Annotated in this window: 18 protein-coding genes; 7 read left to right on the top strand and 11 right to left on the bottom strand. The window is 72.2% G+C overall.

Annotation, left to right across the window (positions count from 1 at the left end; translation table 11 throughout):
- Window positions 1-18: 18 nt before the first annotated feature.
- Window positions 19-636 carry a pyridoxamine 5'-phosphate oxidase family protein gene (locus ACLQ27_RS15465; RefSeq protein WP_357491097.1) on the bottom strand — a complete coding sequence of 206 codons (618 nt, stop codon included), beginning with the start codon at window positions 634-636 and terminating at the stop codon, window positions 19-21.
- 164 nt (window positions 637-800) lie between these two features.
- Here ACLQ27_RS15465 and ACLQ27_RS15470 point away from each other — a divergent pair, with 164 nt between their 5' ends.
- The 3 genes from ACLQ27_RS15470 to ACLQ27_RS15480 are packed head-to-tail and all read left to right on the top strand — an operon-like array spanning window position 801 to window position 2,964.
- Window positions 801-1,301, top strand: coding sequence for a DUF2231 domain-containing protein (locus ACLQ27_RS15470; RefSeq protein WP_357491095.1), 501 nt, complete (start codon window positions 801-803; stop codon window positions 1,299-1,301).
- A complete protein-coding gene (locus ACLQ27_RS15475; protein WP_234584176.1) occupies window positions 1,298-1,849 on the top strand; it encodes an Hsp20/alpha crystallin family protein in 552 nt (183 codons plus the stop codon). The genes ACLQ27_RS15470 and ACLQ27_RS15475 overlap by 4 nt, the downstream gene beginning before the upstream one ends.
- 8 nt (window positions 1,850-1,857) lie before the next feature.
- Complete coding sequence (locus ACLQ27_RS15480) at window positions 1,858-2,964, top strand: glycosyltransferase family 9 protein (protein WP_357491093.1); 1,107 nt, start codon at window positions 1,858-1,860, stop codon at window positions 2,962-2,964.
- A gap of 7 nt (window positions 2,965-2,971) precedes the next feature.
- On the opposite strand, the gene ACLQ27_RS15485 is transcribed toward ACLQ27_RS15480, so the two are convergent.
- Together ACLQ27_RS15485 and rfaE2 are read right to left on the bottom strand one after the other, a co-directional pair.
- Window positions 2,972-3,850, bottom strand: coding sequence for a glycosyltransferase (locus ACLQ27_RS15485; protein ID WP_234584178.1), 879 nt, complete (start codon window positions 3,848-3,850; stop codon window positions 2,972-2,974).
- The gene (gene rfaE2, locus ACLQ27_RS15490; RefSeq protein WP_357491091.1) at window positions 3,847-5,643 is read right to left on the bottom strand and encodes a D-glycero-beta-D-manno-heptose 1-phosphate adenylyltransferase; all 1,797 of its coding nucleotides are present in this window, start codon (window positions 5,641-5,643) and stop codon (window positions 3,847-3,849) included. The genes ACLQ27_RS15485 and rfaE2 overlap by 4 nt, the downstream gene beginning before the upstream one ends.
- 181 nt (window positions 5,644-5,824) lie before the next feature.
- Here rfaE2 and ACLQ27_RS15495 point away from each other — a divergent pair, with 181 nt between their 5' ends.
- The gene (locus tag ACLQ27_RS15495; RefSeq protein WP_425867263.1) at window positions 5,825-6,367 is read left to right on the top strand and encodes a type 1 glutamine amidotransferase domain-containing protein; all 543 of its coding nucleotides are present in this window, start codon (window positions 5,825-5,827) and stop codon (window positions 6,365-6,367) included.
- 140 nt (window positions 6,368-6,507) lie between these two features.
- A complete protein-coding gene (locus tag ACLQ27_RS15500) occupies window positions 6,508-8,184 on the top strand; it encodes an MDR family MFS transporter (RefSeq protein ID WP_357491087.1) in 1,677 nt (558 codons plus the stop codon).
- Between the two features lie 62 nt (window positions 8,185-8,246).
- Here ACLQ27_RS15500 and ACLQ27_RS15505 read toward each other — a convergent pair whose 3' ends face one another.
- Window positions 8,247-8,879, bottom strand: coding sequence for a TetR/AcrR family transcriptional regulator (locus ACLQ27_RS15505; protein WP_425867267.1), 633 nt, complete (start codon window positions 8,877-8,879; stop codon window positions 8,247-8,249).
- 127 nt (window positions 8,880-9,006) lie between these two features.
- Between ACLQ27_RS15505 and ACLQ27_RS15510 the strand changes: the two genes are divergently transcribed.
- Window positions 9,007-10,041: an aldo/keto reductase gene (locus tag ACLQ27_RS15510; RefSeq protein ID WP_357491083.1), complete on the top strand. Its 1,035-nt coding sequence runs from the start codon at window positions 9,007-9,009 to the stop codon at window positions 10,039-10,041.
- A 3-nt stretch (window positions 10,042-10,044) separates the two neighbouring features.
- On the opposite strand, the gene ACLQ27_RS15515 is transcribed toward ACLQ27_RS15510, so the two are convergent.
- On the bottom strand, window positions 10,045-10,536 hold the full coding sequence (locus ACLQ27_RS15515; protein WP_355134399.1) for an NUDIX domain-containing protein: 492 nt from the start codon (window positions 10,534-10,536) through the stop codon (window positions 10,045-10,047).
- A 56-nt stretch (window positions 10,537-10,592) separates the two neighbouring features.
- Here ACLQ27_RS15515 and ACLQ27_RS15520 point away from each other — a divergent pair, with 56 nt between their 5' ends.
- Window positions 10,593-12,242 (top strand): fatty acid--CoA ligase, encoded by a 1,650-nt coding sequence (locus ACLQ27_RS15520; protein WP_357491081.1) that lies wholly within the window; start codon window positions 10,593-10,595, stop codon window positions 12,240-12,242.
- Between the two features lie 187 nt (window positions 12,243-12,429).
- Here the strand turns inward: ACLQ27_RS15520 and ACLQ27_RS15525 are convergent, their stop codons facing one another.
- The 6 genes from ACLQ27_RS15525 to ACLQ27_RS15550 all read right to left on the bottom strand — a co-directional run bounded on the left by ACLQ27_RS15525 (window position 12,430) and on the right by ACLQ27_RS15550 (window position 17,722).
- Window positions 12,430-13,440 carry an NADPH:quinone reductase gene (locus ACLQ27_RS15525; protein WP_357491079.1) on the bottom strand — a complete coding sequence of 337 codons (1,011 nt, stop codon included), beginning with the start codon at window positions 13,438-13,440 and terminating at the stop codon, window positions 12,430-12,432.
- Window positions 13,441-13,468: 28 nt separating this feature from the next.
- Window positions 13,469-14,158, bottom strand: a complete 690-nt coding sequence (locus ACLQ27_RS15530) for an HAD family hydrolase (protein WP_425867351.1) — start codon at window positions 14,156-14,158, stop codon at window positions 13,469-13,471.
- Window positions 14,155-14,979 (bottom strand): SCO6745 family protein, encoded by an 825-nt coding sequence (locus ACLQ27_RS15535; RefSeq protein ID WP_234584218.1) that lies wholly within the window; start codon window positions 14,977-14,979, stop codon window positions 14,155-14,157. Before ACLQ27_RS15535 ends, ACLQ27_RS15530 begins: the two co-directional genes overlap by 4 nt.
- 189 nt (window positions 14,980-15,168) lie before the next feature.
- On the bottom strand, window positions 15,169-15,885 hold the full coding sequence (locus ACLQ27_RS15540; protein WP_234584188.1) for an FKBP-type peptidyl-prolyl cis-trans isomerase: 717 nt from the start codon (window positions 15,883-15,885) through the stop codon (window positions 15,169-15,171).
- 100 nt (window positions 15,886-15,985) lie between these two features.
- Complete coding sequence (locus tag ACLQ27_RS15545) at window positions 15,986-16,624, bottom strand: DUF4241 domain-containing protein (RefSeq protein WP_425867271.1); 639 nt, start codon at window positions 16,622-16,624, stop codon at window positions 15,986-15,988.
- 75 nt (window positions 16,625-16,699) lie between these two features.
- On the bottom strand, window positions 16,700-17,722 hold the full coding sequence (locus ACLQ27_RS15550) for a Ku protein (RefSeq protein ID WP_357491071.1): 1,023 nt from the start codon (window positions 17,720-17,722) through the stop codon (window positions 16,700-16,702).
- Window positions 17,723-17,792 lie beyond the last annotated feature (70 nt).

The raw sequence follows: 17,792 nt of genomic DNA on the forward strand, positions 1-17,792 counted from the left end.
CCCGCCGGCCGGGGTCGGTCAGGTGTAGATCTTCCTGGCGTACTCCGGGCCGTAGTGCCTCTCCAGGTCCTCCAGGCTCTCGGGCGGCGCCTCGACCTCCTTGATCAGGCGTGCGCGGGTCGGCAGCACGTCGGGCTGCCAGGTCTCCGGCTGCCACAGCGCGGACCGCAGGAACGCCTTCGCGCAGTGGTAGAAGATCTGCTCGATCTCCACCACCACGGCGAGCACCGGCCGGTGCCCCTTGACGACCATGTCGTCGAACCAGGGCGCGTCGCGTACCAGTCGGGCCCGCCCGTTGATGCGCAGCGTGTCGGTGCGACCGGGGATCAGAAAGAGCAGCCCGACGTGTGGGTTGTCCAGGATGTTGCGGTAGCCGTCGGCCCGCTTGTTACCCGGCCGCTCCGGCAGCGCGATTGTCGTGTCGTCCAGCACCAGCGCGAATCCGGCCGGGTCGCCCTTGGGCGAGACGTCGCAGGTGCCGTCCGCGCCCGCCGTCGCCACCAGGCAGAACGGCGAAGCGGCGAGCCACTGCCGGTCCCGCTCGTGCAGGCGGGCGCGGTCCTTGGTGGCGGCGCGTACACCCGGCGTCCCGAGCAGCTCACGCAGTTCCTCGTGCGAGGTGATCTCCACCGTCACGCGATCCTCCCCCAGCCGTTGACCCGGGTGGCGGCGCCACCGTCGCCAGCCTAGGCCCGCGTGGCCAGCGCGAGGTTTGCCCCCGGTCGCCCGGGGTACGGCCTCACCCGACACGCCCGCCGCTCATACCGTCCGCAGGAAAGCCGACCAGTGGAGGCCGGGAGATGGAGAGCCGACTCAAGGTACTGGGTCATCCAGTCCATCCGATGCTGGTCATGTTCCCGGTCGCGCTGCTGGTCACGGCGGTGCTCTTCGACATCATCGACACGGTCGGCGGGCCCGACTTCCTCGGCGAGGTCGCGTACTGGAACATCACCGTCGGCCTGATCGGCGGCCTGCTGGCCGCGGCGGCCGGCTCGTTCGACCTGCTGGCGATCCCGACCGGCACCCGCGCGAAGCGGGTGGGTCTGCTGCACGCGGGCGCCAACCTCGCGGTGATCCTGCTCTTCGCCGCCGTGTGGGCGGTCCGGCTCAACGCCGATTCGCGGGCCGCCGGTGGCGCGCTGATCGCCATCGAGGTGGTCGCGGTGGCGATCCTCGGCATCAGCGCCTGGCTGGGTGGCGAGCTGGTCGACCGGCTCGGTGTGGGCGTCGACCGGGACGCCGGTCTGGATGCGCCCAGCTCACTGCGGCCCACCACCCAGCGGATCGGAGACGTGCGATGAGCGAGCAGCAGCAGCCCGGCGGGTTCGGCCGGGGGTGGCGTGGCCGGCAACAGGGCTGGGACCCGATGGGCGAGTTGCAGTCGCTGCGCGCCGAGCTGAGCAGACTGGTCGGCGGTCGGGCCGGGTCGTCCGACGTCGAACTGACCGAGACGTCGGACGGCTGGCAGGTCGTCGTCCGGCTGCCGGGCGTCGCGCCCGAGGAGGTGGCCGTCGAGCTGGACGACCGCGAGCTGTGCGTACGGGCCCGCTCCGAGGCGGAGGTCAACGCCGAGCAGGGCATTCCCGGTGGCTTCGAGACGCGCGGTTTCGAGTACCGCATCGACCTGCCGTCCCGGGTCGACCCGGACGGCATCGACGCGGTCATGGACCACGGGCTGCTGCGCGTCCGCCTGCCGCGGGCGGCCCGGCCCACCGCGCGCACCATCACCGTCGGCCGCACCGGGCCGCGCTCGGCCGGCCCCTCCGCTGGTACGCCGATGCCGGCCGATCCCGCCGCGGACCGGGAGCTGCACCACCCGGACACCGTCGGCGAGATCGACCGGTCGTAGCGCGCCACGTGGTCACCCCGTCCCTGCTCGGCCCGACGGCCGGGCGAGTCGAAGACGTGCGCCGGATCGCGGTGCTGCGTGCCAACGCCCTCGGCGACTTCATCTTCGTTCTGCCGGCGTTGGACGCGTTGCGTGCCGCGTACCCCTCGGCGGAGATCGTGCTGCTCGGGGCGCCGTGGCACGCGAAGCTCTGGCGCGACCGGCCGGGCCCGGTGGACCGGGTGCTGGTGGTGCCGCCGGGCCCCGGCATCCGGGAGCCGGAGGCCGGTGAGTCGGCATCCACGATGGACGAGTTCGTGGCGGCGGCCAGCGGCGAGGGTTTCGACCTGGCGGTGCAGGTCCACGGCGGGGGCGCCAACTCCAACCCGTTGGTCAGCCGCCTCGGCGCCCGCGTGACTGTCGGGTTGCGCGCCGACGACGCGCCGCCGCTGGACCGGTGGATCCGCTACGTGTACTACCAGCACGAGGTGATCCGCTATCTGGAGACGGTGGCCCTGGTGGGTGCTCCGGCGACCACCATCGTGCCGACGCTCGCGGTCACCGACGCGGATCGGGCGGAGGCCGAGCGGGTGCTCGGCCCGCCGGCCCGCCCTCGGGTGGCGCTGCATCCGGGCGCCACCGACACCCGGCGTCGCTGGCCGGCCGAGCGGTTCGCCGAGGTGGCCCGTGCGCTGCACGGCGACGGGTACGAGGTGCTGGTGACCGGTACGCCCTCCGAGCGGGAGGTGGTGGACCAGGTGGTCGCGGCGGCGGGGGTGCCGGTCCGGCCGCAGGTGGGCACGCTCAGCCTCGGCGGGCTGGCCGGCTGCTACGCCGATTGCGCGCTGGTCGTCTCCAACGACACCGGCCCGCTGCACCTGGCCGCCGCGGTGGGCACGGCGACGGTGGGCATCTTCTGGGTCGGCAACCTGATCAACACGGCGACGCCGCTGCGGGGCCGGCACCGGCCGATCAGCTCCTGGATGGTGCACTGCCCGGTCTGCGGCGTGGACTGCACGCCCGGCATCTATCCGCACCGGCCGGGGGACGGCGAGTGCCCGCACCGCGACTCGTTCGTCACCGACGTGCCGGTGGTCGAGGTGCTGGAATCGGCCCGCGAACTGCTCAACCCGTAGGCGGCGCTCAGGCCGGCTGTGGGGTGTCCTCGTCGGCGAGGACCACCTCCCACGCCTCCACGTCCCGCTCGGTGACAGTGGTGGGGGTCTCCAGGTGGTAGGCGCCGCTGGGCAGGATGCCCGCCCCGCCGTGGCGGGCCAGCACCGCGAGCTGGGCGGCCACGTCCTCGCCCTGGTGCCGCTCGTGCACCCGCCGCCAGAAGTCGAAGCCCCCGGAGTCGACGAGCTTGGCCCGGTCGTAGAGCACGCACCCGCCGATCCAGGACACCTTGTACGCCCGCCACGCGCCCGGCGGCAGTGCCAGCTCGGCGGTGACGTGCAGCAGGTTGGCCGCCGAGTGGATGCGGGCGCGGTCCCACTCGGGGGTGCCCGGCCGGATCCGCTCCGGGACGGGCCGACCGGCCCACTCCTCGTAGTGCCGGTGCGTGTCCGGTCGTACGTCCTCGGTGTAGGACAGGCCGTGCACACCGTTGCCGACGAACCCGCAGCCCAGCTCCTCGATTGCGGCGACCAGCCGGTGCAGCGCCCCGGGTTCCAGCCAGACGTCGTCGTCGAGGTTGAGCACGTACCGGGCCGATGACGCGGCGAGCAGATAGGCGCGGTGCTCGGCCAACCCGCGGCGCGGCAGCCGGCGGGTCAACAGCACCGGGTGGCCCGCGTGCCGCAGCGCCCGGACCATGGTGGCCGCGGCGGGATGGGCGTACGCCGGATCGTTGTCGGACTGGTCGCTGACCACCACGCCGAAGCCGGGGACCCCGCCCTGGGCGGCGAGCCCGGCCAGGGTGACGGCCAGTTCGGCGGGCCGGTTACGGGTCGGGATCAACACGTCGACCAGCCGGTCGGCACGGAACTCCGCCGGGGCGCCGAGGGCGAGGGGCCGGTTCACGACGCCTGGGTGCGCGGGCTCAGCGACGGGTCGGTGGCGTGCGACGACGGCTCTTGGCTGTGTGACCGGATCCGGTCGATGATCGCCGAGGTGGACCGGTCCGGCACGTACCCCAGCGTGCGCACCTGACCGCCGAGTCGGCGCACCAGCGGCGCCTCCGGCACCAGCTCCGGCGGATAGTCGCCGCCCTTGACGTACACGTCGGGCCGGACCGCCTCGATCAGCGCGGCGGGCGAGTCCTCCTCGAACACCACCACATGGTCCACGCAGGAGAGCGCGGCGAGCAGGGCGCCCCGGTCCTCGACCGGGTTGACCGGCCGGTCCGGCCCCTTGAGCCGGCGTACGCTGCCGTCCGAGTTGACCGCCACGATGAGCAGGTCGCCCAGGGCGCGGGCCTGTTCCAGGTAGCGCACGTGCCCGGGGTGCAGCACGTCGAAGCAGCCGTTGGTGAACACCACGGACCGGCCCGCCTCGCGGTGCTCGGCGACGATCGCGTCCAACTCGTCGGTGCCGACCACCGCCGGGTGCCCGGCGGTCTCCGGTGGCATGTCGAGGGCGGCGAGCAGGTCGTTGCGCAGGCACACGCAGGTGCCGGTGTCCGACACGGTGATCGTTGCGGCGAGCTGGGCGAGTTGCGCGGCGGTGGGCAGCGGCGCGTCGGCGGCCAGGGCCAGCGTCATCGCCGCCAGGTAGGCGTCTCCCGCACCCACCGCGTGGCTCGCGGGGACCGGGGTGCTGTGGCTGCGCCGCCGTTCCCCGTCCGCGCCGCCGACCACCGCGCCGTCGGTGTCCAGGGTCACCGCGACCACGTCCGCGCCGGTGTGCGCGCGCAGTTCGGCGAGGCGCGACTCGGCCAGTACGGCCCGGTCCACGCCCGCTCCAGCCTCGGTGTTCACTGTGACGCCGGTGCCTGTGACGCTGAGGCCGTCGCCGGTGAGGGCCACCCGCCCCTCGCCCGGGGTGGGCTCGCCGACCGGGCCGGGCCGGTCGTCGGCGCGGGCCCCGCCCGGGGCGGCGCCGACGCTCAGCTCGGACGGCCCGTCGGCCGGATCGTTGTCGGGGTGTTCCAGGTGCAGGTCGGTGCCGGCGGTCGAGCGGTTCGCGCCACCGGCACGGGCCAGCAACCGGGTCGCCTCGGCGAAGCTGGGGGTGACCACAGTCGGCGCGAGCCCCCGCCAGTCGGCGAGGTCGTGGGCGTCCAGCGCGACAGTGGCGTACCGCTCGCGCTGCTCGACCAGCCAGGCGCGGACCGGCGCGGGCAGCGCGCCCAGGCCGTAGTCGCAGACCACCAGGGTCGGCGCCTCTCCGCCGGCGGCGGCGCGCAGCTCCTCGGTGGCGCAGTCCAGCGCCGTGAGCAGCCGGTCCACCCCCTCCGGGTCGAGCGCGTCGTCCGCGTCGCCGGAGTCCTCCCGGAGCAGGATCTGGTTGCCGGCGAGCATCCGCCGCTTCACGGGGGTGGGCCGACCGGGCTGGTTGACCGTGCGGTCCCAGACGCCGGCCCGGTCCAGACAGTCGTGCAGTTCGTCGCCGGCCACGTCGGCGCCGACCGGCGCCACCAGCACGGCCCGACCGCCGAGGGTGGCGACGTTGACCGCGGTGTTCGCGGCCCCACCGGCGGCGGAGATCCGTCGGCGCAGGGTGAGGACCGGGGCGGGCGCCTCCCGGCAGAGCCGGTCGGAGTCGGCAAACCGCCACTCGTCCAGCATGGCGTCGCCGATGATCAGGACCGGGCGCCCGAGCCAGCTCTCCACGACGGTGGCGAGCCGGCGCTGTTCCGCTGCTGCACCTGCCATGCCTCCCCGGGTCCCCAGCGGCCCTCGGGACAAACCTGCGCCGGGACCGGGCTACGCCGCAGGTCGGCGGCCTTTCGTCCCACAGTCGTCGGCGGGGTGCCCGTCGTTACCGCCGTGGGGTGTTTCGGGCGTTGGCGCTCGGGAAGGGAGTTGAGGTACCCCGGAAAGGAGATGTACCGAGATGGCAGCGACACTGCAGGGCAAGAGGATCGCCTTCCTGGCCGCCGACGGCGTCGAGGAGGTCGAGTACGTCCAGCCGCGCGAGGCGGTCGAGAACGCCGGCGCGACGGCCGAGCTGGTCTCGCTCAAGCCCGGTTCCATCCAGTCCTTCAACCACCTGGACCAGTCCAAGACGTACGACGTGGACGTCACCGCGAACAAGGCGGACGCCGCCGGGTACGACGCGCTGGTGCTGCCGGGCGGGGTGGCGAACCCGGACTTCCTGCGGTCCGACCCGGACGCGGTGCGGTTCGTGAAGGCGTTCTTCGACGCCGGCAAGCCGGTCGGGGTGATCTGTCACGGCCCGTGGACGCTGATCGAGGCGGACGTGGTGCGTGGCCGGCGGATCACCTCCTGGCCCAGCCTGCGCACCGACCTGACCAACGCCGGCGCGACCTGGGTCGACGAGGAGTGCGTGACGGACGGCAACCTGACGAGCAGCCGCAAGCCCGACGACCTCCCCGCCTTCTGCGCAAAGATCACCAAAACCTTCGCCGCCTCCTGACCCCGCCCTCCCGAGTTGATCAAGAGGTTTGCGTCATCCCACCCGGCGTGTCGTGACGCGAACCTCTTGATCAACCTTGGGAGGCTCGGGGTTTTTTGGGGTGTGGGGCATGTTCTCCGGTGGTCGGGAAAGAGGGCTTGATGACCACCGAAGCCTCTGCCGCGCCGGTACTGAATCGCCAGCAGATCCGGCTGCTCATGCTGGGCCTGATGACGGGCATGCTGCTGGCCGCCCTCGACCAGACCATCGTCGGCACGGCCCTGCCGACCATCGTCGGTGAGCTGGGTGGGATCAACCACTACTCGTGGGTGGTCACGGCGTACCTGCTCGCCTCGACCGCGTCGACCCCGCTGTACGGCAAGATGGCCGACCTGTACGGGCGTCGCCCGGTCTTCCTCTTCTCGATCGGTACGTTCCTGGTCGGGTCGCTGCTGGCCGGCCTGTCGCAGAACATGACCCAGCTGATCGTCACGCGGGGCATCCAGGGTCTCGGCGCCGGTGGTCTGCTGACGCTGGCGTTCACGATCATCTCGGATGTGGTCTCACCCCGGGAGAGAGGCCGCTACCAGGGTCTGTTCGGAGCGGTGTTCGGCATCGCGTCGGTGGCCGGCCCGCTGGTCGGTGGATACTTCGCCGAGACCGACTGGCGGTGGATCTTCTACATCAACGTGCCGCTGGCGATCCTGGCCATCGTGGTCTGCTACCACGTGATGCGGCTGATCCCGTTCGAGCGCCGGAACCACGCGATCGACTGGCTCGGCGCCGGCCTGCTGGTGGCCGGGGTGAGTTGCCTCCTGCTCGCGCTGAGCTGGGGCGGCAACGAGTACCCGTGGGGTTCCGGGCTGATCATCGGCCTCTTCGTCGCGGGTGCGGTCCTGGCGGTGCTCTTCGTGCTCCAGGAGGCGCGGGTCGCCGAGCCGATCCTGCCGCTGCGGCTGTTCCGCAGCGCCACGTTCGCGCTGGCCAACTCCGCAGGCTTCGTGCTCGGTCTGGTGATGTTCGGGTCGATCATCTTCATCCCGCTGTACCTCCAGATCGTCAAGGGCGCCTCGCCGACCCGCAGCGGTCTGCTGATGCTGCCGATGATGGCCGGCATCATCGTGACCTCGATCCTCACCGGACGGGCGATGAGCCGGATCGGCAGGTACAAGTGGTTCCCTGTGGCCGGGGCGGCCACCCTGGTGCTCGGCATGCTGCTGTTCACGCGGTTGCAGGTGGGCACGTCGCTCTGGATGGCGTTCGGCTTCATGGTGGTGATCGGCGTCGGCCTCGGTCTGTGCATGCAGTCGCTCGTCCTCGCGGTGCAGAACGCGGTCTCCATCCGCGACCTGGGCGCCGGTACCTCGTCGGCGACGTTCTTCCGGTCGCTGGGCGGCTCGTTCGGGGTGGCGATTCTCGGCACGGTGCTCTCGTCGCGGCTCAACTCGCAGCTCGCCGACCGGCTGCCCGGTGCGATCGCCCAGCTTCCGCCGGAGCAGCGGGCCGCTGTCGCGGCGAGTGGCGGCACGAACATCTCGATCAACGACCCGGCGACCATCATGGCCCTGCCCGGCGCCGTCCGGGCCGCCATCCAGGCGTCGTTCGTGGAGTCGCTGCACCTGGTCTTCCTGACCACCGGTCTCGTTGCCATCGTGGCGGTGCTGGTCACCCTGGCGCTGCCCAACAACGAGCTACGCGGTGCCGGCCCGCAGGGCGCCAAGGGCGGTGCCGACCCGCTCGGCGGAGAGGCGCCGGCGCCGGGCGGGAAACCGCTGACCAAGGAATCGAAGGATGAGGCCGCGGCGGACATGGAGGCCAAGTCCCAGACGATGATTTGACCACGCCCGGTCGCCCTGCCAGCCGACGAGCCGGCTGGCAGGGCGAATTCGAGCGGAATTGATCAAGCCGGGCGGCGGTACGCGCCGTACCACCATGTCGCCGCAAGTTCCCGCGCTGCCGCCGCGTCGGTCCCGGGGTCGGCCGTGGTCGTGCTGACGTGGTCGGCGAGGAAGCGGTCGCCGCCGATCACGATCAAGCGGCTGGCGGCCGTGACGTCCAGGTCGGCGGGGGTACGCCCGGCCTGCTGCTCGGCGCGGAGGGCATCCGCCGTGCGCCTCACGAACCGTTCCAGCCCCGCTGCCCAGTACTCCCGGACCACCTCGTCGTACGCGGCGACCTCGCTGACCGCCGCAAGCACCGGGGCGTACGTCCGGTAGATCCGGATCACGTCGGCGAAGACCTCGGTCAGCCGCGCGAGCGGGTCGCCGGGCCCGCCCGGGTCCCAGCCGCTGGTGCGGTCGAAGGAACTCTCTCGCATGGTGCCGGCGAGGCGCATGAGCAGCTCGCTCTTGTCCCGGAAGTGGGTGTAGAAGGTCGACCGGGCCACTCCGGCCTCGGCCGCGATCCGCTGCACGCCGAGGTCGGTGAAGCGGGCGCCCCCCTGGAGCAGTCGCTCCGTGGCCGCCAGCACCCGTGCCTCGACGGCCGCCCGCCCGTCCGGGTTGTGCGGGCGACGTCGGGTGATCGAGGGCATGGTCGAGATCCTAGGTGGCCGGGGGCGCGACCGACGACGTACGCTCGCTGCCGGACACAGTGTCCGACACAGTGACCGCCGGAGTGCCGACGTGGCCTCCGACCCCCCACCACGAGGAGCAACACAGGTGAAGTACCGACTGCTGGGCACCACCGGGGTGTACGTCTCGGAGATCTCGCTCGGCGCGATGACCTTCGGTGGCAGCGGACACCCGCTCTGGGGAACCCTCGGCGGACTGGCGCTGCCCGAGGCGCAGCGGATGGTCGACACGGCGCTCGACGCGGGCGTGAACTTCGTCGACACCGCCGACGGCTACAGCGACGGGGAGAGCGAGGAACTGCTCGGCCAGGCGCTCGGCAAGCGGCGTCGCGACGTCGTGCTGGCCACCAAGGTGCACTCGCGCACCGGCCCCGGCCCCAACGACGTCGGCACCTCCCGCCTGCACATCATGCAGAACCTGGAGGAAAGCCTGCGCCGGCTGGGCACCGATCACATCGACCTGTACCAGATCCACAACTTCGACCAGGTCACGCCGATGGAGGAGATGCTGCGCGCGCTCGACGACGCGGTCCGACAGGGCAAGGTCCGCTACATCGGCTGCGCCAACTTCGCCGCCTGGCAGATCTCCAAGGCGCTCGGCATCTCCGCGCGGGAGAAGCTCGCCGGCTTCGTCTCCGTCCAGGAGTACTACTCCCTGCTGGGTCGGGACGTGGAGCGCGACGTGGTGCCGATGGCGCTCGACGCGGGCGTCGGCCTGACCGTGTGGAGCCCTCTCGCCGGTGGATTCCTCTCCGGCAAGGTCGGCCGGGACGGCGCCGTCGCCGACAGCGGCGCCCGCAGCGCCCAGCCCGGCTACTCCAGCTTCACGCCGTTCGAACCCGAGCACGCCTTCGCTGTGGTCGACGTGCTCAAGGGCGTCGCCGAGCGGCACGAGGTCAGCCCGGCCCGGGTGGCCGTCGCCTGGCTGCTGTCCCGGCCGGCAGTGACCAGCGTGATCGTCGGAGCCCGCAAGCACGAGCAGTTGGTGGACAACATCGCCGCCTCGGACCTCACGCTGACCGAGCAGGACCTCACCGAGCTGGACGAGGCCACCAAGCTGCCGGTCGCGTACCCGAACTGGATCCAGGAGGGGTTCTTCGCCGAGATGCGCTACCCGCAGTAGGACCTACTTGAGGATCAGCCGGTTCGTCTGCTCGAAGACGTCCAGGTCGGCCAGGGTTTCCAACACCGAGCCGGAGAGTGGGGTCGGGAAGCGGTCGCGGGGGAAGAAGCCGGCGTCGGTGGTCTCGTCGGTGACCCGGGTCAGCTGCCCGTCCCACTCCTCGACCTTGAACGCGGTGGTGAAGACCTGGTACGTGTGCCCGTACATGTTGGTGCTGGTCCGGTCCGGGCCGGTGTAGAGGGCGAACGCGCAGACCCGCAGCGCCCGCAGCCCGGTCTCCTCGCGGACCTCGCGGACCGCGCAGTCGGCGATCGACTCGCCCAGTTCCATGGCGCCGGCGGGCATGGCCCACTGACCGTTGTCCGAGCGTTGGATGAGCAGGATGCGCCCCGCGTTGTCGCTGACCACGGCTCGGGCGCCGACGAACATCAGCGTCCGGTCCCCGGCGAGCGCGCGCAACTGCCCCACGTACGAGTCGGCCCAGGAGATGCTCACCTGCGACAATTTACGGGGGTTCCCAACGTGTGACCGCCGACACTAGCTTGTTACCCATGCGTAGCACGATGATGGACGCCCCCCTGCAGGTCTCCCGGATCCTCGACCACGGCGCAGGGGTGCACGGCACCGCCGAGGTGGTCACCTGGACGGGCGGCGAGCCCCGCCGGATGACGTACGCCGAGGTGGGTCGCACCGCCGCCCGGCTGGCCCACGCGCTGCGCGACGAGTGCGGGGTGACCGGCGACGAGCGGGTCGCCACCTTCATGTGGAACAACAACGAGCACCTGGTGGCCTACTTCGCGGTGCCGAGCATGGGCGCGGTGCTGCACACCCTCAACCTCCGGCTCTTTCCCGACCAGGTCGCCTACATCGCCAACCACGCGCAGGACCGGGTGGTGCTCGTCGACACCACGCTCATCCCGCTGCTGGCCAGGGTGATCGGCGAGCTGAGCACGGTGCGGCACGTGGTGGTGGTCGGCGGTGGCGACCCCGCCCCGCTGGTGGCGGCGGCGGGCGACCGGATCACCGTGCACCACTGGGACGCGCTGCTGGCCGACCGGCCCGACGTGTACGACTGGCCGGAGGTGGACGAGCGGGACGCCGCCGCGCTCTGCTACACGTCGGGCACCACCGGCAACCCGAAGGGCGTCGCCTACTCGCACCGGTCCATCTACCTGCACTCGTTGCAGGTCTGCATGCCGGAGGGCTTCGGTCTCGGGCCGACCGACCGGGAGCTGGCCATCGTGCCGATGTTCCACGCCATGTCGTGGGGTCTGCCGTACGCGGCGTTCCTCTCCGGCGCGTCACTGATCATGCCGGACCGGTTCCTCCAGGCCGCGCCGATCGCCGAGATGATCGCCGCCGAGCGGCCCACCCTGGCCGGCGCGGTGCCGACCATCTGGACCGACCTGCTGGCCTACCTGGACAGCCACGACGTGGACACGTCCTCGCTCACCGAGGTGATCGTCGGCGGCTCGGCGTGCCCGCCGGCGTTGATGCACGCGTTCGACGAGCGGCACGGGATCGACGTCATCCACGCCTGGGGGATGACCGAGATGTCGCCGCTGGGGTCGGTCTCCCGGCCGCCGGCGGGGGCGACCGGCGAGCAGGCCTGGCGCTACCGCTACACGCAGGGTCGCGTGCCGGCCGGGGTGCAGGCGCGCATCGTCGGGCCGCTGGGCGAGCCGCTGCCCGCCGACGGCACGGCCGTGGGCGAGTTGGAGGTCCGTGGACCGTGGGTGACCGCGCGGTACGTCGGTGACGACGCCCCGGACGAGGAGAAGTTCCGCGACGGCTGGTTGCGTACCGGCGACGTGGGCATGCTCTCCCCGGACGGGTACATCACGCTCACCGACCGGGCGAAGGACGTGATCAAGTCCGGCGGCGAGTGGATCTCGTCGGTGGAGCTGGAGAACGCGCTGATGGCGCACCCGGCCGTGCTGGAGGCGTGCGTGGTGGGCGTGCCGGACGAGCGCTGGGACGAGCGGCCGCTGGCGACCGTGGTGGTCCGTGAGGGCGCTTCGGTGACCGCCGAGGAGCTGCGGGACTTCCTGGCCGGTTCGATCGCCAGGTGGCAGCTGCCCGAGCGGTGGGCGTTCATCGACACGGTGCCGAAAACCAGCGTCGGCAAGTTCGACAAGAAGGTCGTCCGTTCGCGGTACGCCGACGGTGAGCTGACTGTCCGGGAGCTGACAGCACCGTAACGTTTTACCGGGCACTGTCGCCTGTTGGGCAGAGGAGTTCTCCTGACATTCCTCCCCAGGGGCGGCCCCGGCGTTCGCACCGCGCCGGGGCCGCCCGCTCCACGCGGGGTTATCCCGCACCGTCATTGTTGCGAAAATTGTTCGCGTCTGTCCTGATGACGGGGAAATCGGGTGTCGCGCGATCCGTTCAGGCGTCGCTGGTGGTGATCAGCACCTTGCCCACCGCCGAGTCCTCGACCGCCTGGTGGGCCGCCGCCGTGTCGGCCAGCGGATAGTGGTGCAGCGGCAGACCGGCGTCCGCACCGACCCGGATACCACCCTGGTTGGCCGCCGCCGCCACGTCGATCACACCCTGCGCCTTGGCCGCCTTCGGCTCCGTGTAGACCAGCACGAACTGCCAGCGGGCGTTCACCACGTACAGCGGGCGGATCGGGAGCGTCACCTCGGTGCCGCCGTTGTCGGCGTACACGCAGACCGCGCCGCCCTGCCGGATCATCTGCACGTCAGCCGCCGCGTTCGCGGCCGGCGCGACCTCCACGATCGTGTGGACGCCGTGCGGAGCGATCCTGCCGACCTCCTCGACCACGTCCTGCTCCCGATAGTTGATCACATGGGAGGCACCGGCCGCCGCCGCGAGCTGCGCCTTCTCCGCGCTGCTCACCGTGGCGATCACCGTCGCGTCGGCCCAGCGGGCGAGCTGGATCGCCGCGTTGCCTACCGCGCCCGCCCCGCCCTGCACCAGCACCGTGTGATCGGCAAGCGCACCGGCGCGCAGCGCGTCGGGCATGAACTCGCCGGCCGTCAGACAGCGGTGCGCGGTGAGGAACGGGATGCCCAGGCTGGCTCCCAGCTCGAACGAGGCGTCGCCCAGGGGAACCGCCTGGCGCACCGGCACCAGCGTGTACTCCGCGGAGGTGCCCCACGGCCGCTGCCAGGCCGCCTCCCAGATCCAGACCCGCTGGCCGATCAGCTCACGGTCGACCCCCTCGCCGACCGCCTCCACCACGCCCGCGCCGTCCTGCCCGGGGATCTGCCACCCGTCCGGCGGGAAGGCCCGCCGCGACTTCCAGTCCGTCGGGTTCACCCCGGACATCGCCAGCCGGACCAGCACCTCGCCCGCACCCGGCTCCGGCACCGGCCGGTCGACCAGCTCCAGCACGGAAGGGTCGCCGGTGCGCTCGTACACGATGGCTTTCATTCGTTGTTCCTTCCCCAGTCTGCCCGCGTCAACCCAGCCCCTCCACCAGCTCCGGCGTCAACTCACCGATCGACCCCAGCGTCACGACCGCGAGCCCGGCCGCGTCCGGGTCGAGGGGGTACGACAGGTGCGGCACCGCCACCACCCGCATCCCCGCCGCCGCGGCCGACCGCACGCCGTTGGACGAATCCTCCACTGCCGCGCACCGGGTCGGGTCGACGCCGAGACGCCGCGCGACGTCCAGGTAGACGTCCGGCGCCGGCTTGCCCCGCTCGGTCTCCTCGGTGGAGAGGGTCGCGCCGAACGCGCCGGTCAGGCCGGTGGCGTCCAGCGCCGCCGCGATCAGCCGGGTCGGTGACGAGCTGGCCAACCCCAGCGGCCACCGCGCGGCCAGCCGGCGTACGACCTCGTCGGCGCCGTCGATGAGCGGCACGTGGTCGGTGTAGCGCCGGGCCATCTCCCGCACCACCTCGTCGGCGACCTGCCCGGCGCTGCGGCGCACACCCAGCTCACCGCTGAGGTAGTGGGCCCACTCACCGGTGCTCATGCCCATCAGCCGGCGCTGGGTGTCCGGCTGCCACGTCCCGCCGTGTGCCGCCACGTACGCCCGCCGGACCTCCTCCCAGACCGGTTCGGAATCCACGATCACACCGTCCAGGTCGAAAACCACCGCATCCACCACGGGCCCATCCTGCCCGAGAGGCGGACCGCCGGTCAGCCGGGCAGCGCGGGCAGCCCGATCGGGCTGTTCGGCGGGATCACCGTGTGACACGACCGGGCCATCGGCTCCAGCAGCTCACGCAGCCGGTCGGTGTCGTCCGGGCCGAGGGCCAGCCACGGATGCGCGGCGGCCCGGTCGGTGGCGTCCTCGATCGCCTGGAAGCCGGCGTGACCGACGTCCGTGGCCGTGCCGTCGCCGGTCAGCCAGCCGCGCTGTGCCAGCCGCTCGCGGGCGGCCCGCCACTGCTCCTCGGACCAGCCCCGGCCGAGCAGGTTCTCCGCCGGCATGTCCACGGCGACCCGCCAGGCCAGCGTCTCCACCGGGTCCAGGCCGGCGGCCACCAGGGCGGCGTTGTGCCCGTCGCCCCGCAGCTCCCGCAGCGTGGTGGCGGCCTGCCAGAGACGGGCGAGGGGGTATTCCCCGACCGGCAGCGCCGCGTTGGCCGCGCCGAGCACCCGACCGGCGGTCTGCGCCGCCGAGGCGGCCCGCTCCAGCAGATCGGCGGCCTCGGCCAGGTGCGCCTCGGGCAGCTCGTAGGTCAGCTCGGCGAGGGCCTGCACGGCGCCGGTCAGCCGGGCGCGCAGGGCCTCCTGCGGGGTGGCGAGCCGCCAGACCGCCGGCAGGGCCCGGCTCACCATGGGTGGTGCGAAGTTGAAGAACGCGGCGATGACCGGGGCGGCCTCGGCGGCGCCCAGCGGGGCGGTCCGGCCGGCGAAGTAGCCGCGCCAGTAGCCGCGCAGCCCGACCGCCTCGTGCGCGGCCCGGGCCCGCGGGTGGAAGTAGGTGACCGCATGCACCGGCTCGAAGTGCGTCCACATCAGCCGGGCGGTCCGCCCGGGCTCGTCCAGCGCCGTCACGTGCACCTCCGCGTCCCCGGTCCGCCTGGTCACCCCGGACGGCGGGCCGCCCGGGGTGACGCCGAACCTACTGCCGGAGGGTGACGGGCAGGAAGCCCCATGTGAACAAGTCCATCGCGCCGGGGTGACAACCGGGGCGATCCGGACGGGTCACTGGGCGGCGAGCACGTCCACCACGAAGCGCAGCGGACCGGTCGGCCGCCCGTTCGCGTTCGCCTCGTCGTTGCCGTACGCCAGCTCGCCCGGGATGTCGAGCTGCACCCGGCTGCCCACTGTCACACCCACCAGACCCTGGTCCCAGCCGGGGATGACCTGGCCCACGCCGATGGGGAAGGTGGCCGGCTGGCCGGCGTTCCAGGACGAGTCGAACTCCTTGCCGTCCTTGTAGAAGACGCCCACGTAGTTGGTGGTGATGGTCTGGCCCTTCTTCACCGCCGGGCCGCTGCCCTTGATCACCGGGGTGACGGTGAGCTTCTTCAGCTCACCCTTGCCCGCCGTCACCTTCGGCTTGGTGCCCAGCGCCGGGTCGGAGCCCGCGGGCAGCTGCGGAGCCGGGGGCGCGGTGGGGGCGTCCGCGGCCGGGGCGGAGGCGGACGGGGTCGCGCCTGCCTGGTTGGCGGGCTTGTCGTCGCTCCGGTTCTTGTCGATCCACACGAAACCGCCGATCAGCAGCGCCATCACGGCGACGCCGGCGAGGCCGCCCGCCCACGCCTGGCGGCGGCGCTTCGCCTCGGCGGCCTTCTGCGCGGCCAGCTGGGCGGCCAGCCGCCGCCCCGCCTTCGTCGCCGGGCTCTGGCCCTCCGACCGGTTCTCCTGCGTGCGCTCGCTCACGTCGTCGACTCCCTGCTGCGAAGGTGTGGCCGGCACCCGGTGCCGGGGGGAAAGCCGACGCACACGGTACCCGCCCGGCGGCCTGCCGTGCCCGCCCCGGATGCCTCGGATCGCCCAGCGACGCCCTAGCGGGACGTTATTTCGGGATCACCATGAAGTCGGTCACGAACGACGTCACGCCTCCGTCGGCCGCGCGCCCGATCCAGGTGCCGTAGCAGCCGTCCCCCCAACCCGTGGCCACGGTGACGACATTGGCGCCGGTGGCCTCGTCGAGGACTGCGGTGATCAGGCCCCGGACCGGCGACACGGGCAGCTCGTCGGGGATGAACACCTCCTGGACCTGGTCGTGCTCCCAGCCGTCGAGGACGGCGAGCGCCGTCGGGTCGGCGAGCGTGCCGGCGCCCGCGTCCACCCCGTACCCGAAGTAGTCGTCCGGGCCGAGCGTGGCGACGTCCTGGTCGCCCGCGACGGCCGGCTCCCAACGGGTCGCCGGCTCGTCGGAGACCACCAGTTGCAGCGCGGCCACCCGACGGTCCACCTCGGCGCCCTCGCGCAGCACCACGGCCACCCAGGCGCGGGCGGGATACCGCCCCGGCACCACGGTCACGGTGTACGGCTCGGCCTCCGGGCAGACCAGCGGGTCGCATCCGACCACCCGGCCGGTGGGCAGCACGACGTCGTCCACGGGGTGGGCCTCGATCAGGTACGCGCCGTACTCGTCGGTGAAGCGGGCACCGGGCGTCAACAACCGGTCCAGATCAGGGGTGTACGGCATGGGGGGCTCCTCCGGTGGCCAACGGCCGGCGGAGCGTACCCGGTCCGGCGGACACCCTTCGTCGCCGCCGTAGGGTCAGGCGCTCTTGCGGGGTGCGGTCTTGCGCGCGGCCGTCTTCTTCGCCGGCTCGGCCTTCTTCGCTGCTGTCTTCTTCGCCGGCTCGGCCTTCTTGGCGGCGGTCTTCTTCTCCGCCGTCTTCTTCGCCGCGGTCTTCTTCGCGGGCGCCTTGGCGGCCTTCTTCTCGGCCGCCTTCTGGGCCGAGCGGGCCGACGAGATGGGCGTCGGCTCGCCGCCGCCCCCACCGCGCGCGGGCTGTTCGCCGCGTGCCGCACGGGCCCGGTCCACAGATGCCTTCAGCGCGGCCATCAGGTCCACCGCCGCCGCCGGTGCCTCCTCGGCCTCCTCCGGCTGGACGACCTCCCGACCCTCCACCTTGGCGTCGATGACCTCCTGCAACGCGGCCCGGTAGTCGTCGGTGAAGACGTCCGGCTCGAACTCGCCGGTCATCGAGTCGATCAGGGAGCTGGCCATGGCCAGCTCCGGTGGGCGCACCTTCAGGTCCTCGTCGAGGAAACCGAAGTCCGGCTTACGGATCTCGTCCGGCCAGAGCATCGTGTTGAGCAGCAGCACACCCTCGCGGACCCGCAGGGTGGCGAGCTGTTCACGTTGGCGCAGCGCCACCTTGACGATGGCCACCCGCTCCGAGTCGGTCAGGGCGTCGCGCAGCAGCACGTACGGTTTGGTGGCCGTGCCTTCCGGCTCCAGGAAGTACGCCTTGTTGTAGAGGATGGGGTCGACCTGCTCGGCGGGCACGAACTCCAGCACGTCGATCGCCCGCGAGCTGGTCAGCGGCAGGTCGGCGAAGTCCTCGTCGGTGAGGATCACCATCTCGCCGCCGCCGATGTCGTAGCCCTTGGCGATGTCGTCGTAGGTGACCTCCTCGCCGCAGACCGAGCAGGTGCGCTTGTAGCGGATCCGGCCGCCGTCCTCGCGGTGCACCTGGTGGAACCGGATGTCCTTCTCCTCGGTCGCCGAGTAGAGCTTCACCCCGATCGAGACGAGCCCGAACGACACGGCTCCCTTCCAGATGGCACGCATCCTGCGCTCCCTTCCCCGGTATCGACCATGCTCGCATCCGAAGGAACTCGACGCGAGGTGTTCGGCCTGC

It is taken from the genome of Micromonospora sp. DT63 (assembly GCF_049841615.1).
In the GTDB taxonomy this organism is placed as follows: Bacteria; Actinomycetota; Actinomycetes; order Mycobacteriales; family Micromonosporaceae; genus Micromonospora.

Excerpts from the sequence above, each read along its gene's own strand:
- ACLQ27_RS15470 (WP_357491095.1), top strand. The coding sequence starts at position 801 with ATGGAGAGCCGACTCAAGGTACTGGGTCATCCAGTCCATCCGATGCTG.
- ACLQ27_RS15475 (WP_234584176.1), top strand. The coding sequence starts at position 1,298 with ATGAGCGAGCAGCAGCAGCCCGGCGGGTTCGGCCGGGGGTGGCGTGGC.
- rfaE2 (WP_357491091.1), bottom strand. The coding sequence starts at position 5,643 with ATGGCAGGTGCAGCAGCGGAACAGCGCCGGCTCGCCACCGTCGTGGAG.
- ACLQ27_RS15495 (WP_425867263.1), top strand. The coding sequence starts at position 5,825 with ATGGCAGCGACACTGCAGGGCAAGAGGATCGCCTTCCTGGCCGCCGAC.
- ACLQ27_RS15500 (WP_357491087.1), top strand. The coding sequence starts at position 6,508 with ATGACCACCGAAGCCTCTGCCGCGCCGGTACTGAATCGCCAGCAGATC.
- ACLQ27_RS15505 (WP_425867267.1), bottom strand. The coding sequence starts at position 8,879 with ATGCCCTCGATCACCCGACGTCGCCCGCACAACCCGGACGGGCGGGCG.
- ACLQ27_RS15520 (WP_357491081.1), top strand. The coding sequence starts at position 10,593 with ATGCGTAGCACGATGATGGACGCCCCCCTGCAGGTCTCCCGGATCCTC.
- ACLQ27_RS15525 (WP_357491079.1), bottom strand. The coding sequence starts at position 13,440 with ATGAAAGCCATCGTGTACGAGCGCACCGGCGACCCTTCCGTGCTGGAG.
- ACLQ27_RS15535 (WP_234584218.1), bottom strand. The coding sequence starts at position 14,979 with ATGTGGACGCACTTCGAGCCGGTGCATGCGGTCACCTACTTCCACCCG.
- ACLQ27_RS15545 (WP_425867271.1), bottom strand. The coding sequence starts at position 16,624 with ATGCCGTACACCCCTGATCTGGACCGGTTGTTGACGCCCGGTGCCCGC.
- ACLQ27_RS15550 (WP_357491071.1), bottom strand. The coding sequence starts at position 17,722 with ATGCGTGCCATCTGGAAGGGAGCCGTGTCGTTCGGGCTCGTCTCGATC.